This is a genomic window from Betaproteobacteria bacterium, from assembly GCA_009377585.1.
Taxonomy (GTDB): Bacteria; Pseudomonadota; Gammaproteobacteria; order Burkholderiales; family WYBJ01; genus WYBJ01.
Window position 1 is genome coordinate 61,254 of the sequence record WHTS01000012.1, and the last position, 12,706, is coordinate 73,959.

General features: G+C 65.9%; 14 protein-coding genes. 7 read left to right on the forward strand and 7 right to left on the reverse strand.

Going from position 1 to position 12,706, the window contains the following annotated elements; all coding sequences use genetic code 11:
* Positions 1-2 precede the first annotated feature (2 nt).
* Positions 3-1,193: an efflux RND transporter periplasmic adaptor subunit gene (locus GEV05_06625; protein MPZ43063.1), complete on the reverse strand. Its 1,191-nt coding sequence runs from the start codon at positions 1,191-1,193 to the stop codon at positions 3-5.
* Positions 1,194-1,480: 287 nt separating this feature from the next.
* Between GEV05_06625 and gcvT the strand changes: the two genes are divergently transcribed.
* Complete coding sequence (gene gcvT, locus GEV05_06630) at positions 1,481-2,701, forward strand: glycine cleavage system aminomethyltransferase GcvT (protein ID MPZ43064.1); 1,221 nt, start codon at positions 1,481-1,483, stop codon at positions 2,699-2,701.
* Positions 2,702-2,917: 216 nt separating this feature from the next.
* On the opposite strand, the gene GEV05_06635 is transcribed toward gcvT, so the two are convergent.
* Genes GEV05_06635 through GEV05_06645 form a run of 3 tightly spaced genes read right to left on the reverse strand, consistent with a single transcriptional unit; the run spans position 2,918 to position 4,306 of the window.
* Complete coding sequence (locus tag GEV05_06635; GenBank protein ID MPZ43065.1) at positions 2,918-3,424, reverse strand: Hsp20 family protein; 507 nt, start codon at positions 3,422-3,424, stop codon at positions 2,918-2,920.
* A gap of 40 nt (positions 3,425-3,464) precedes the next feature.
* A complete protein-coding gene (locus tag GEV05_06640; GenBank protein ID MPZ43066.1) occupies positions 3,465-3,857 on the reverse strand; it encodes an Hsp20 family protein in 393 nt (130 codons plus the stop codon).
* Positions 3,858-3,871: 14 nt separating this feature from the next.
* On the reverse strand, positions 3,872-4,306 hold the full coding sequence (locus GEV05_06645; protein ID MPZ43067.1) for an Hsp20 family protein: 435 nt from the start codon (positions 4,304-4,306) through the stop codon (positions 3,872-3,874).
* A 231-nt stretch (positions 4,307-4,537) separates the two neighbouring features.
* On the opposite strand from GEV05_06645, the gene GEV05_06650 reads away from it, so the two are divergent.
* The 3 genes from GEV05_06650 (at position 4,538) to GEV05_06660 (ending at position 6,551) form a co-directional block, all read left to right on the forward strand.
* A complete protein-coding gene (locus GEV05_06650) occupies positions 4,538-5,512 on the forward strand; it encodes a DnaJ domain-containing protein (protein ID MPZ43068.1) in 975 nt (324 codons plus the stop codon).
* Between the two features lies 1 nt (position 5,513).
* Complete coding sequence (locus tag GEV05_06655; protein ID MPZ43069.1) at positions 5,514-5,819, forward strand: MerR family transcriptional regulator; 306 nt, start codon at positions 5,514-5,516, stop codon at positions 5,817-5,819.
* A gap of 174 nt (positions 5,820-5,993) precedes the next feature.
* Complete coding sequence (locus GEV05_06660) at positions 5,994-6,551, forward strand: hypothetical protein (protein MPZ43070.1); 558 nt, start codon at positions 5,994-5,996, stop codon at positions 6,549-6,551.
* 44 nt (positions 6,552-6,595) lie between these two features.
* Here GEV05_06660 and GEV05_06665 read toward each other — a convergent pair whose 3' ends face one another.
* Both GEV05_06665 and GEV05_06670 read right to left on the reverse strand, forming a co-directional pair.
* Positions 6,596-7,081: an inorganic diphosphatase gene (locus tag GEV05_06665; GenBank protein MPZ43071.1), complete on the reverse strand. Its 486-nt coding sequence runs from the start codon at positions 7,079-7,081 to the stop codon at positions 6,596-6,598.
* A gap of 12 nt (positions 7,082-7,093) precedes the next feature.
* Positions 7,094-7,975: a TauD/TfdA family dioxygenase gene (locus GEV05_06670; GenBank protein MPZ43072.1), complete on the reverse strand. Its 882-nt coding sequence runs from the start codon at positions 7,973-7,975 to the stop codon at positions 7,094-7,096.
* 77 nt (positions 7,976-8,052) lie between these two features.
* Here GEV05_06670 and GEV05_06675 point away from each other — a divergent pair, with 77 nt between their 5' ends.
* Together GEV05_06675 and GEV05_06680 are read left to right on the forward strand one after the other, a co-directional pair.
* Positions 8,053-8,868 (forward strand): transporter substrate-binding domain-containing protein, encoded by an 816-nt coding sequence (locus tag GEV05_06675; GenBank protein ID MPZ43073.1) that lies wholly within the window; start codon positions 8,053-8,055, stop codon positions 8,866-8,868.
* A gap of 249 nt (positions 8,869-9,117) precedes the next feature.
* Complete coding sequence (locus tag GEV05_06680) at positions 9,118-10,356, forward strand: MFS transporter (protein ID MPZ43074.1); 1,239 nt, start codon at positions 9,118-9,120, stop codon at positions 10,354-10,356.
* 114 nt (positions 10,357-10,470) lie between these two features.
* Here GEV05_06680 and GEV05_06685 read toward each other — a convergent pair whose 3' ends face one another.
* Complete coding sequence (locus GEV05_06685) at positions 10,471-11,379, reverse strand: hypothetical protein (GenBank protein MPZ43075.1); 909 nt, start codon at positions 11,377-11,379, stop codon at positions 10,471-10,473.
* 107 nt (positions 11,380-11,486) lie between these two features.
* On the opposite strand from GEV05_06685, the gene GEV05_06690 reads away from it, so the two are divergent.
* Positions 11,487-12,563, forward strand: a complete 1,077-nt coding sequence (locus GEV05_06690) for a hypothetical protein (GenBank protein MPZ43076.1) — start codon at positions 11,487-11,489, stop codon at positions 12,561-12,563.
* Positions 12,564-12,706 lie beyond the last annotated feature (143 nt).

Below are 12,706 nucleotides of genomic sequence, written 5' to 3' on the forward strand. Positions count from 1 at the left end.
CGCTATTTCTTTGCGGGTGACGGTTCGGCCGGCGGCTTGGGTGCGCCGGGTTTGGTGGCGTCCGGGCTCGCGATGCGCACCGGCGCTCCCGGGCCGATCTTCATCAGGCCCGCCACGATCACCTTGTCCCCCGTCGCGAGCCCCTTGTGGATGATCCAGTCATCGCCTTGCCAGTCGCCGACTTCGACCAAACGCATCTCGACCTTGCTTTGCGCGTCGACCAGATAGACGAACTTGCCTTGCGGTCCGTCGAGCACCGCGCGCTGCGGCACGGCGATCGCATTCGGACGCATGGCGCCGCTCAGGACGACGCGCACGAACTGACCGGGCCTGAGCCGCCCACCTGGGTTCGGAAGCTCGGCGCGCGTTTCGGTGGTGCCGGTGGCGGGATTCAGGCGCACGTCGGTGAAATCGAGCCGGCCCTTCGGGGCGTACTCGGCTCCGTCGGAGAGCCGCACTTTCACGTCGAACCCGCTGCCGCCGGGCAGTTTCAGCCGCCCCTCGTCGACGGCCTTCCGAATCGCCAGATGCTCGCGCTCCGGGATGCCGAACGTGACCCAGATGGGATCGACCTGCGTGATCGTGGTGAGAAGCACATTCGGCCCCGATACGAGCGTGCCTTCCGATTGGCTCGCGCGGCTGGTCAGGCCGGCGATCGGGGCTTCCACCCGCGTCCACTCCAGGTTCAGCTTCGCTTCGGCCAGGCGTGCATGCGCGAGCTTCACGTCCGCGCTGGCAATGCGCTCGGCCGCTACCGCATCGTCGTAGTCCTTCTGGCTCGCGGCCTTCGCCTCGGCGAGCGGCTTGAGCCGTGCGCTGTTGCGCCGGGCCTGATCGAGGCGTGCCTCGGCCGCGGCCAGCTCCGCGTCCGCTCTTTGCAGTGCGATCTGAAACGGCGCCGGATCGATCGTGAACAACGATTGACCGCGCTTCACAGCCGCGCCCTCGCGATAGTTGCGTTTGAGCAGAATGCCGGTCACGCGCGCGCGCACTTCGACATCGCGCGATCCGGCAGTCTGGCCCACGTATTCGTAAGCGGCCGGCAGATCGCGCGGCTGTACCTCGACCACCGACACTTCCGGCGGGGGCCTGCCGCCGCTGGGCTGGGAGTCCGCACGCTCGCAGGCGGTGAGCGCCAGGCAAACGACGACGCAGCCGAGCCGTGACAAACCATGCAAGTGCGTTCGCTTCATAGGAGCGCAGCCGATGCGAGTGGGGTCAGGGCGATCGCGGCGGCGCTGCCGCGAAGGCAAGAGAAACGAAGCGCAGGACTTTACCGGCTTTCCGGGGGCAGTGTAAACGCCGCGTTTGTTGCCGGGATGTTATCGCCGGGCTGCAAGCGTATGATGCATTATGTACGCAACACGGCACGCAACACGAAGGCGCGAAATGCAACAAGGGCACGCAACACACGGGCACGCTGGGCAAACCATACAACGGCACGCGACACAGGGCGCAACAATCCCGCGCCGATTCGGCCATGGCGGTTTCGCATACTGAAGCGTCGTTGCGCACGCTGCTGCACGACTGGCACGTCGGCAACGGCGCGCGCATGGTGGTCTTCGGCGGCTTCAGCATGCCGCTCAATTACGCCGAAGGCGTCGTCCGCGAGCACCTGGCAACCCGCACGCAGGCCGGCTTGTTCGATGTGTCGCACATGGGCCGCTTTCGCGCCTCTGGGCAGGCCACGCAGGATTTTCTCTCGCGCGTGCTCACCAACGACGCGTCCGCACTGGCGCCGGGGCAAGCTCATTACACGCTGCTCGCCAACGAACGCGGCGGCGCGATCGACGACGCCTACCTGTATCGCCTGAGCGCGGAAGACTTCCTGCTGGTGGTGAACGCGTCGAACCGGGCGTGCGATTGGGATTGGCTGCACGCGCAGTCGATTCCCGATTCGGTGCGGGTGACCGATCAGAGCGACGCGTTGGCGATGTTCGCCTTGCAGGGGCCGCGCTCGGAAGCCTTGCTTGCGGAGCTCGTGGATGCAAGCGCACTGCCGCAGGCGCGCCGCAACCGATTGCGCATGGGCAAGTACGAGGGTCACGCCCTGATCGTCGCGCGCACGGGATATACGGGCGAGGCGGTCGGCTTCGAGCTTTTCGTGGATGCGCAGGTTGCGGCCGCGTTATGGCAGCGCCTGGTCGATGCGGGCGCCGTACCCGCCGGCCTCGGCGCACGCGATTCGTTGCGCCTGGAAGCTGGTCTGCCGCTCTATGGCCACGAGCTCGGGAGCGATCGCGACGGCGCCGAGATCCCGATTTTCGCCAACCGGCTCGCGCGCTTCGGTGTGCGCAAGCCGGGGATGGGCGACTATGTCGGTAGGCGTGCGCTGGATGCGCAATGCGAAGAGTATGATGCCGTCGTGGCGGGCGCCATCGGCTTTTCGCAAGCGCGATGGTTGCCGCGGCTGGTTCAGCCACTGGCGGTGTTCGATGGGCGCCGGCCGTTGCGCGCAGGCTACGATCTCCTGCTCGCTGACGAGCCGGTCGGTTACGTCACGTCGGGGACCAGTGTCCCGGTCGGCTGCGCCGGCGCGACCGAGCCCTACCGGATGCGCCCGGTCGGTCTCGCCCTGGTCCGCTGCGATATCCGTTTCGATCCCGCAGCGCCCGTGCGCTTCACCGTGCGCGCTGCGCGCCAGGCGCTGATGGAGGCGCAGCTGGTCGAGCGCAATCTGCCGCCGGCTCGCATGACCTAGGCGTCGAGTTCAGGTCAGTGCGCGCGGCGGCTTGCGAATTGGACCACCCCGTCCGCGACGTTGTCGCGTCCAGCCCCTCCTTGTCAGGAGGGGAGGGCCTTCACTTTCCCGCCTGTCGCGAGAAGCGGTTCCCGCGATTGCGGGCGAGGTGGTGTGGTTTCGCCTCCTTTTACGAGGAGGGGTGCCTGCGATCGCGGGCGGGGTGGTGCGGTCAACTCAACTCACATGGACGGTATGGCTGGCCGGCTTTCCGGGTGAAGCTTTCGGCAGCACGACTTTCAGCACCCCATCGTTGTAGCTCGCGCTCGCCTGGTCGGGAAGCACCCGGGTCGCGAGCGGCACCACGCGGCGGAAGTTGCCGTAAGCGCATTGCAGTACCCGGTAGCGGCCCTCGGCCGACTCGCGCTCGAAGCGCTTCTCGCCGCTCACCACCAGCGCGTCGTCGGTGACCTCGATCTTGATCTCGTCCTTGCGCATACCCGGGATTTCGACTCGCACCAGCACGCGCTGGTCGTCCTCGAACACGTCTCCGCCCAGCAGAGCCCAACCCTGCGACGGGAAGTAGAAGTCGTCGTCGACTTCCGACTTCCCGGGCAGGGCGGAGTTCTCACTCGGCATGAAGCGGATCAGCGCCCCGGCGGCCGACTGGCGCACGCGTTGCCAGCCTTCCGATACCGATTCCCACAGCGATGCAAAGCCTTGTCTGACGTCGTTCAATACCATGGTTCGCTTCTCCGCATTTCGCTTGCCGTTTGCTTGCCGATCAATTCGCGCGCACCTCGATGCGTCGCGGCTGCGCGTGTTGCGCCTTTGGAATGCGCAACTTCAACACGCCTTGCGCAAACTCGGCCGAGATCTTGCCCGCATCGAGCTCCTTGCTGAGCGTGAACACGCGCCGAAATTGCGACGAGTTGACTTCCGCATAGCTCGCCTGCATGGCTTGCGGCATGGCGATCGAAACGGTGCCCTCGATGCTGAGCACGTCGCCTTCGACGTTCAGGTTGAGCTGGTCCTTCGGTACGCCCGGCATGTCGGCATACAGGGTGATGCCGGTGCTGTCTTCGATCACGTCCACCGGAGGCATCAGCGGGATTGCGTCCTGGCCCGCCCCGTTGCCGCGCTTGTCCTGGCTCTTGACGGCACTTGACTGGTTCATGGCATGCTCCTTCGTTACTGGATGGTGATGCGGCGCGGCTGCGAGTGCTCGCGACGCTTGATCTTGATGTGCAATATGCCGTCGCGATAATCGGCGCTCACGCCGTTCGGGTCGGCATCGTCGGGCAGCGATACGACACGCTGAAACTTGCCCTGGAAGCGCTCGTTGATGTGCACCGAGGCCTTCTGCTCCGGCGCCGGCAGCTCGGTCTTGCGGCTGCCTGCGATGCTCAGCACAGCACGATCGAGGTTCACTTCCACGGTGGTCGGATCGAGCCCGGGTGCGAACACGTAGAGCTCGAGCGTTTCGGGCAAGGTGCCGACATTGATCGCCGGAAACCCGCCGCGGCCCAGCCCGCGAATGCTGGGCGAGATATCGAAAGCCCGCTGAACCTCGCCTTGCAGGCGGCTCAGTTCAGCCAGGACATCGCGCGGAAATAACCCATACATTGTCCGTTCTCCTTACATAGCCGGTAGACAGCCCGTCTGCGGGCCAATTGCAAGCCTGCCAAGCGAGCCGACCAAATGCCCGCCAGGCGGGCCCAGACTTAAAATCGGGTCGTGGCCCGTGAATTCAATGGCCTTGATGAATGGCCTTGATGTTTGGTGCGACGGCCACCAAGTAGTTCGGGATCAATGCGTGCAGGCACCGGCCGGGCGCCGCTATCACGGGAGAGCGGGTTGGATTTCAAGGACTACTACGCGACCTTGGGCGTTGCCAAGGATGCGACCGCGGACGACGTCAAGAAGTCGTTCCGCAAGCTCGCGCGCAAGTACCACCCGGACGTTTCCAAGGAGCCCGATGCCGACGCGCGCATGAAGGAGATCAACGAGGCGTATACGGTGCTCTCCGATCCGGAGAAGCGTGCCGCCTACGATCAGCTCGGACGCGCGTATCAGCCGGGGCAGGATTTCCGCCCGCCGCCGGATTGGGATGCCGGTTTCGAATTCTCCGGTCGCCGCGGCCCGGGCGCCGGGGCCGGCGATTACGGCGACTACAGCGATTTCTTCGCCGAGCTGTTCGGCCGCATGGGCGCCCGTGGCGCGCGTGCGCGCGGCGAGCCATTCGAAGCCGAAGGTTTGCATGCGCGCGGCGAAGATCATCACGCTAAGATCCTGGTGGACCTCGAGGACGTATATCGCGGTGCATCGCGCCAGATTTCGCTGCGTGTGCCGAAGGTCGATGCCGAAGGGCGGCTCCTGCTGCAGACTCGCACGCTCAACGTGCAGATTCCAAAAGGTCTGCGGGAAGGCCAGTTGATGCGTTTGGCGGGCCAGGGCGGGCCCGGGCTGGGCGAGGGCAAGCCGGGCGACCTGATGCTCGAAGTGCACTTCAAGCCGCATCCGCGCTTCCAAGCGCAGGGCGCTGACGTGACAATGACGCTGCCGGTGGCGCCGTGGGAAGCAGCCTTGGGCGCGGTCGTTGCGTTGCGTCTACCGGATGGCGCGAATCTGAACGTCCGTATTCCTCCGGGCGCACAAAGCGGGCGCCAATTGCGCGTACGCGGCAAGGGGATACCGGCGAACCCGGCCGGCGACTTGGTGCTCGATGTGCGGGTGGTCGTGCCGCCGGCCGATACGCCGCGCGCGAAGGAGCTGTACGAAGCGATGGCGCGCGATCTCGAATTCGATCCGCGCGCCGGCATGGAGAACTGAAATGCACGACGAGGAACTGCTGCAGGGCACGATTCTGGACGACGCCGCATTGAGCGCCGACGAACTGGCCTGCGCCTGTTCCGTCTCCACGGAGTGGGTCGTACGCCATGTTCGCGAGGGCTCCTTCGGCGAGATTCGCGCCAGCGCCACCGAATGGCGCTTCAGCAGTCGCGACCTCGGACGCGCACGCCGTATCCGGGCACTGGAGCGCGATTTCGATGCGGTACCCGAGCTTGCCGCGCTGGTGGCCGACATGCTGGAAGAGCTCGATTCGCTGCGCGTCCGCGTCCGCCGTGCCGGGCTCTAGCGCCACGGCGGCAATGCCGAACCGCATGGCAGCGAATCCGACAGGCTGAGCCACCCATGCCGTGCGCGATTGCGGCCCGGAGCCTCCCGTGCTACGGTGCTTCTTCGCCATCGCCGACAAGCAATCATGCTGCGCGCCCCCGGCGCGCATGCCGCCCGTCTGGGGAGATCTGCAATGAAAGTTCACGAGCTGGTAGCGCGCTGTACCGATGCCGCACAGAGCGCCGAGCCGATGCGCGCGGTGCGCGAGGTGGTGGAATCCTGGAAAGATCGCATCGCGCAGATCGAGCAGGCGCTGGCCTACGTTTCGGGCGTGGGCGGCAACGCCCGTCAGGTGTTCTACCGCTCGCCCGATCTCACCCTGTTGAAGGTCTGCTTTCCCGAGGGCCGCCGCACGCCGCCGCACGATCACGGCGCCTGGGCGATGATCCTGCTGCTGTCGGGACGCGAGAAGAATACGCTCTATCGGCGCGAGCCTGGCGGGCTGCGCAAGGCAGGCGAGGTGACGCTCGAGCCCGGAGCGATACTCCCCATGCTCGCAGACACCGTGCACGTGGCCGAATCGATCGGAGACAAGCCCGCGATCGGCTTGCACGTCTATGGCGGCGACATCCTGGAGTTGCCGCGGCGCATGTGGGATCCGCAGACGCTTGCCGAGCATCCGCTCGACTGGACGTTGTACGAGAATTTCGCGCGGGTTGCTTCCAAGGCGGGCTCCGCTCCGCTGGCCTAGGCAGCGCCGCCCGAGGCATTGGGGCGCCGTTCTCGCCAGCGTCCTCAGAACTCGATGGAAGACCCGGCCCAGTTTGCATCGCGCGGCCGGGCGCGCGCCAGTGCGTGCGCCGCCGAGGTCCATCCGTCGCATGCATTGCGCCCTGGACGTCCGCGCACGGCGTTCATGAGCCCCTTGCAGCGCGCGTAGAAGCGAAAGAAGCGCAACACGCGCTCGCATTCGGCGTAGGAAGGGATGGTCGCGCTGCAGACCAGCTTGTCATCGCTCAGGCCGCGGTCGGTGAGCGTGATCGCACCCCAGGCCTTCAGGCGGACCCGTGTGCCGAGCGGTAGCCTGGGGCCCAGAACGAGCGCGTCGAGCAGGTCGCCTTCGAGCCCGATATGGGTCGGTACGCAGCCGTAGTTGTATGGGCACGGCAGCGGAGAGACGAAGCTCACGCGGCCGGTCGAATCGCGCTTCAGATGACTTCCGCGCGGCACTTCGATCAGTACTTCGACTTCGGGTGCTGGCAATTCGGTATCGGTTCGCACGCCGACCGGCTCTCAGCACGGAACGCCGCCGCCGACTGTTATGCGTTGCATCAGTCGGCGGTGCTTCGGCCACTCGTAATTGAACGTGGCCAAGTGCTGAACGGTGCAATTGTCCCACATGACGACGTCCCCGACTCGCCAGTGGTGGGTATGCCGAAACCGCGGCTCGACGATGCGATCGGCCAGGCGCTCGATCAAGGCGAGCGCCTCATCGCCGTCCATGCCTTCGATGGCCTGGCACTCTCCCTTGCTCAGGTAGAGGCACTTGCGGCCGGTATGGGGATGCGTGCGCACCACCGGGTGCACGACCGCGGGCTGTTCGCGTCGCAGCGCCTGATCCTGCTGTCCCGTTCCGGTGCGCGCGCGCCGTCCGGCGACCTGGTGCAGCGCGCGCAGGCCGGCAAGTTGCCGCCTCTGTTCCTGCGGCAGGCTGTCGTGGGCATCCGCCGCGCTGGCGTAATGCGTCTCGCCGAGCGCGACGCCGTTTTCCGTCGGGACTTCGATCGCGTAAAGCAGTGTCGCCCGCGGCGGTCGCGCCGTATACGACATATCCGTGTGCCACACGCGTCCGGCATCCGCATGACCGATGTCGCGCCCGTTCTCCTTGATGTTGGAGACGTACATGATTCCGGGATATTGCGGATGCGAGTATTGCGACAGGAAGATGCGCTCGACCTCGCCGAAGCGACGCGCGAACGCGATCAGCTGCGGCTCGGTGAGGTGTTGCCCGCGCAGGCAGATGACCGCGTGCGTATCGAACGCCGCCTCGACGCGCGCGAACGCTTCCTCGTCCAGCGGTTGCGACAGGTCCACATCCTGGATTTCTGCGCCGATGGTGTCGCCCGACGGCACGATGCGCATCGTTATTCTCCTCAGCCACTGTCGCCGGGGCATCGAGACCACGGCGTCTCGAAGCTACTATCCTGGATACGTCGTGCGAGCACAATCCCCGCTCGGAATCCGTCCGCTGCATGGGCCATGGATGTCAATTGTCACCGGCACACCAAGGGACAATAATCGGTGCTCGACCCACCGTGAGGAGCAACGCCGTGAATCCGCCATCAGCCGCCGAGCGTTCCGAGCTCGCGCCAACCGGTACGTTACGCGTCGGCGTCAACATGTCCAACTTCCTGTTGACGAGAACAGATCCGGCCACCGGCGAGCCGGCCGGTGTCGCGATCGATCTGGGCCGCGAGCTTGGACGCCGCCTCGGCACGCCGGTGCAGATCCTGCCCTACGAGAATCCGGGCAGGCTCGCCGATGCCGCCGGCAGCCGTGCCTGGGATGTCGGTCTGCTCGGCTCCGAGCCGCAACGCGCGCAGGAGATCGACTTCACCGCGGCCTACGTCGAAATCGAGTCGACCTATCTCGTTCCCAAGGGCTCGCCGATCCAAGCAATCGAGGACGTCGACCGGCCGGGAATTCGCATCGCGATCACCGAGCGCAGCGCCTACGATCTCTACCTCACGCGCAACCTGAAGCACGCGCAGCTCGTGCGCGACAAGGGCTTCGACAACGTGTTCCGGCGCTTCGTCGACGAGAAGCTGGACGCGCTTGCCGGCCTGCGGCCGCGGCTCCTCATCGACCAGGAGAACCTGCCCGGTTCGCGCATTCTCGCCGGCAACTTCACATCGGTTCAGCAGGCAGCGGGCACGCCGAAGGGCCGGCCGGCCGGTTTCGAGTATCTGAAGGCGTTCATCGAGGACGTGAAGACTTCGGGATGGGTCGCGGGCGCCATCGCAAGCAACAACGTGCGCGGTCTGATCGTCGCGCCGAAGGGGGCGTAGCGAACGGTGGCAGGGGCGCCGGCTCGCCTCGCGGCGAGCCGGCGCCGGGAAGCGCAGCCAAGTTGCTGCGCTCGGCTCGCGCCAAGGACGGCGGCGAGCGCATCGGGGGGGCCATGCAGCTAGGCAGGAGAGCTTGAGCGCGATGGCGCCGGGGCTCGCCGGCACCGCGCTCATCGCCATGCACTGGCGCAGCCACGTGTGGCGCCTGCAGGCTGCGGCCAACGCACGTTGAACGCTTCGAGTCGTGGCATCCCGGCGGCGCTCGCACCCTTTCGGGTACGCAGCTTCCGCTTCCAATGGCCGTCCAATCTCGCCGCGTCGTGGGCGTTCGAGATGGAGACAATCATTCTCGGCTGGTACGTGCTGGTCGAAACCGGATCGGTCATGCTGCTCACGGCGTTCGGGTCGCTGCAATGGGCGGGCACGTTTTTCTCTCCCATGTTCGGCGTGGTCGGAGATCGCATCGGCCACCGCCGCCTGCTGTGCCTGATGCGTGCCTTCTATGGCGCGCAAGCGCTGGTACTGTTGCTCCTCGCGCTCACCGGGATGCTGAATGCGCTGTACGTGTTCCTGGTGTCGGCTGCGATGAGCCTGGTGCGGCCCTCGGACATGGTGATGCGCTATGCGCTGGTGGGCGAGACCATGCCGGCCGAGTACCTCATGGGCGCGATGGGCATCGAGCGCACGACCTCGGATTCCGCGCGCGTGGTCGGCGCGCTTACCGGCGCGGGGCTCATTGCCGCCTATGGCATGGGACCGGCCTATGTAGCGATCACGGCCTTTTACGTAGTGGCGTTCATGCTCACGCTGGGGATCGCAGCCAAGCCGCAACCGGCACCGGGGCCGGCGCCTGCCGCGCACAAGCCCTCGCACTGGCACGATCTGCTGGACGCATTTCGTTACGTGCGCCGCACGCCGCTGCTGCTGGCCGCGATGTGTCTCGCCTTCCTGGTGAACATGACCGCGTTCCCGGTGCCGCTCGGGCTCCTGCCTTACGTGGCCAAGGAGATCTACCACACCGACCAGACGGGGTTGGGCTATCTCGCCGCCGGCTTTTCGTTCGGCGCGCTGCTCGGTTCGCTCATCCTCACGCATCGCGGCCATGCGATCCGCTCCGGGCGCTGGATGCTCGCGTTCGCGCTCGGCTGGTACGCGATGCTGGCGCTATTCGCCTATGCCGATTCGGCTGCCTGGGGCGTCGCCATGCTGGTGCTGGCCGGGTGCGCGCAGAGCTTCTGCCTGGTGCCGATGTCGGCCGTGCTGCTGCGGCACTCGGAGGAAAGCTATCGCGGGCGCGTGATCGGGATCCGGGTGTTTTCGATCTACGGCTTGCCGCTGGGGCTGCTGATCGCCGGGCCGCTGATCGCCCACTTCGGTTTCACCGCCATGGCGATGGCCTATTGCATCGCGGGTGCTGCGCTCACCGGCGTAATCGCATGGCGCTGGCGGCGCGAGCTTTGGGCGGACGATGCGCCGGTGAATAGCTGATAGCTTCTTCGTCCGGAACGCTTCCGGAAACCATCGAGTCGGTCGCGGCGAACTTCTGATTCGGGACGCCAGGCTCGATGAAGATTCCCGGGCGAGCAGCGCCGAGCATGGCCTCTACCGCGTGCCCTTCAGACCCACCGCTTCCACCACCTTCGCATTCTGGATCAGCGACTGCTGCACCACTTTGCGAAACTCTTCCGGCCCGCGGATCACGATTTCGGTCGCCTGGCTGGCGAACTGCTTGCGCACCTCGGGCGATTCCGCCGCCTTGATGGTGGCCGCACGCACCTTCTCGACCACGGCATGGTGGGTTCCCTTCGGCACGAAAAAGCCCTGCCAGCCGCTGTAGTCGAATCCTGGAATCGTCTGCGCGATGGGCGGAATATTGGCCAGTAGCGGCGAGGGCTTGGGCAGGCTGTGCCCGATCGCGCGCAGCTTGCCGCTGCCGATGTGGCCCATCACGGCCGGCGCCGGCGTCAGCGTCCACTGCGACTCGTTGGCGATGACCGATGCGACCGAGGCGCCGCCGCCCTTGTACGGAATGTGCAGCGACTCGAACTTGCCCGCCTGCAGCAGGTAGGTGCCCGACAAGTGGCTTTGCGAGCCCGTGCCGGCGGAGGCCATGTTGATCTTCCCTTGTCTTGCCTTGGCAAGATCGATCAGCTCCTTGACGTTCCTGGGCGGGAAGGTCGGGTTGACCACCAGCACGTTCGGCGTTTCGGCGAATTGCAGGACATAGTCGTAGTCCTTGACCGCATCGAACGTGGGCGTTTTCTGCAAATGAACGGCGATGGTCGAGGCTGCCGTGGTGGCTGCAATGATCGTATAGCCGTCCGGAATTGCGCTCTTGGCTGCCCGATGCAGGCTGTCGGGTCGGATCAGGATATTAACGTACGCGGCCGCCTCAGGATGACGAAGCGGTATGGGCTCGCGCCATGCGATAAGATCGCGGCCGTAAGGTGCTTTCGCCGCTCGGTCGCAGCCGTCAGGGGTATCCGAATCGCAGCCGCCAGGCGTGCCCATTGGCGTTTGCTCCGGGACACGGCATTGAATAGCATCACCGGTCCGACCGGGCGCTCGCGGGGCCGTACCTCGCGATCCAGGCGACGTTCGATCTTCAAGGAGTTGCAATGGCTACCACGTACAACATTCTCATCATGGGTGCGTCATACGGCTCCCTGCTCGCGACCAAGCTGCTGATGGCGGGGCACAAGGCGAAACTGGTCTGCCTGCCCGCCGAGGTGGACTTGATCAACGCCGAAGGCGCCATCGTGCGCATGCCGGTCAAGGGCCGCGAAGGCTTGGTCGAGATCAATTCGCGCAAGCTCCCCGGTTCCCTGTCGGCGGAAGGCCCCGACACCATCGATCCGTCTCGCTACGACCTGGTGGCGCTGGCGATGCAGGAACCTCAGTACCGCTCGCCCGGCGTGCGCGAGCTGCTCGACAAGGTGGCGAAAGCGAGGATTCCCTGCATGTCGATCATGAACATGCCCCCGCTGCCGTACCTCGCCCGCATTCCGGGTCTCGATGTGGCGAGCCTGCGCGACTGTTTCACCGATGCGAGCGTCTGGGACAGCTTCGATCCGGCATTCATGACGCTGTGCAGCCCCGATCCGCAGGCGTTTCGTCCGCCGGAAGAGAAAGTGAACGTGCTGCAGGTGCGGCTGCCGACCAACTTCAAGTCGGCCCGCTTCGATTCCGATGCCCACACGGCCATCCTGAGGCAGCTCGAGGCCGGGATCGACGCAGCCCGCTTCGATACGGGGACGGAGAAGATCGAGCTGCCGGTCAAGCTTAAGGTGCACGACTCGATCTTCGTGCCGCTGGCGAAGTGGGCGATGCTGCTCTCCGGCAACTACCGCTGCGTGCAGAAAGACGGCATGCGCTCGATCAAGGACGCGGTCCACAGCGACCTGGAAGCCTCGCGCGCGGTCTACGACTGGGTGAAGCAGCTGTGCGTCTCGCTGGGCGCCGTCGAGCGCGACCTGGTGCCGTTCGAGAAGTACGCCAACGCGGCCCTTTCGCTCCTGACTCCCTCGTCCGCGGCGCGGGCATTGGCGGCGGGCGCGCCCAACATCGAGCGGGTCGACCGGCTGGTGCAGACCATCGCCCGGCAGAAGGATATGCGGTTGGCCGCGATCGATCAGACGGTCACGCTGGTGGACGGCTGGGTGGAGTCGAATCGCAAAAAGGCGGCCGCTCGCTAAAACCACCGAGCCCGCGGACGCGGGTGCGCCTTCCTGCGAACCACCCCGTCTGCGACGTTGTCGCGTCCCGCCCCTCCTCGACGAGGAGGGGAGTCGGTGGAGATCTCCCCTCCTCGACGAAGAGAGGAGTCGGTGGAGATCTC